Genomic DNA, 1,623 nt, shown 5'->3' on the forward strand with positions numbered 1-1,623 from the left:
CGCGCGGCTCACGCCTCGCGACGCGGACCCGGCGGCAGCGCCGCCGGGGTGTGGCGGGCGACGGGCTGCCGGGTGTCCCGCTGCCAGGACCCCTGGTACGGCGTGTGCGCGCGGTCGCCGTGTCTGCCGCGGCCCGGGTGCGTCCCGGCACCGAAGGCCGTGAAACCCAGATTGTCCTCGCCGCTCCTGTCGCCGGGGAGGGCTCTGAACGACCGGAGGAACTCGGAGTACAGCGCGTCGTAGATCGGGGTCGTCGAATACCCGTCCGCCACGTCCTGCGCGGGGCGCATCGAGGGGATCTGGCTCTGGTACTGCGGGCGGGAGGGGTCGTATGAGTGCACGTATGTGCCAACGACCCCGGTGCCTCGTCGGATGCGGGTACGACCGGGAAATTGCCGGTCAACGGGGTGGTGACCGGTGTGCGGCGGGGCGCGCCCGCGCCGTCACGTGCCCTGCCGCACGCTCACCTGCCCGCCCGCACCCTCACGTGCCCGCCAGGGGCATCGCCGCGGCCACCAGCCGGCCGTTGGCCGCCGCCTTCTCCAGGGCGTCGCGCAGCAGGTCCTCACGGGGCTGCTGGCCGATCGAGCCGACCGGCGCCGCGAACACCAGGACCTGGTGCGACTTGTTGGCCGCCGCCCGCCAGCCCTCGGTGACCTGGAGCGGCTGGTGCGCCTGCCACCAGGCGACCTGGCCGCTGCCGCCCGTGCCGGGCTGCAGGACGGCGTGCAGCTGGCCCATGGCGAGCAGCACGGACCAGCCGGGCAGCACGCCGGGCCGGCCGCCGAGGTCGGCGACCGGCTGGAAGCCCTGCTCGACCAGGAGCGGGAGGAACTCGTCCATCGTGCCGCCGGATCCCGCACGGGTGATCGGCGCCGTCGGCTCCACCACCAGGGCCGGGTGCAGCTCGCCCTCGATCAGCACCAGACCGCTGGTGACGCCCAGCACGGCCTGCTGCTCGGCCCCCGCGGGGCCGCCGGGCGCCTGCGGCTCGTTGCCGGTGATGGACCTGACCGCGCCCTGGAGCTGGTCCTCGGCGACCTGGACGACCTGGGACGGGATGCAGGTGGCGTGGGCGAAGGCCAGGACGGCCGTCTCCTCGCCGACGAACAGGACGGTGCTGGTCCGCTCCTGCTCGGAGTCTCCCGGGGTGCGGCAGGACGTGCAGTCGTAACTGCCCGGGGAGTTCTCGCCGGTGAGCAACCGGTCGGCTTCTTCGTCGCCGATCTCGGCGCGGACGTCCTCGCTGACATCGAGCATGCGCGGCACGGGGTGGCTCCTCGAAATCGGTGCGTGAACCGGGCTGTTCCCGGCTCGTACGGGGTTCAACGGGCGAGCCGTGGCCGGGGTCACGCGCGAAGACGAACAGAATCGGACGGGCCGGCGCCGCAAGATCGAACAAATCTGCTGTCGGAGGGCACCTGCGCGGTGTTTTCCGCATCTATAGCCGTATGACCAGATCGACCGGGCGGCGGACCGCGCGCGAGGAGTGGGCCGCAGACTGTGTGGCCGACTCGGCCGGCGGCATCACCTTCGACGTCATGGGCGCCGCCCGTCCCGACGCGGTACTCGTCCTGCGCAGGCGCCCCGACGGGGCCCCGGCGGCCGACGACGTGCGGCTGC

At 73.4% G+C, this 1,623-nt stretch carries 2 protein-coding genes; both read right to left on the reverse strand.

The annotated features are described in order from the left end of the window. Window positions 1–8: 8 nt before the first annotated feature. On the reverse strand, window positions 9–341 hold the full coding sequence (locus tag HY68_RS21255) for a hypothetical protein (protein ID WP_041991187.1): 333 nt from the start codon (window positions 339–341) through the stop codon (window positions 9–11). Window positions 342–483: 142 nt separating this feature from the next. Further along, the gene (locus HY68_RS21260; RefSeq protein WP_041991189.1) at window positions 484–1,269 is read right to left on the reverse strand and encodes a hypothetical protein; all 786 of its coding nucleotides are present in this window, start codon (window positions 1,267–1,269) and stop codon (window positions 484–486) included. Window positions 1,270–1,623 lie beyond the last annotated feature (354 nt).

Source organism: Streptomyces sp. AcH 505, from assembly GCF_000818175.1.
In the GTDB taxonomy this organism is placed as follows: Bacteria; Actinomycetota; Actinomycetes; order Streptomycetales; family Streptomycetaceae; genus Streptomyces.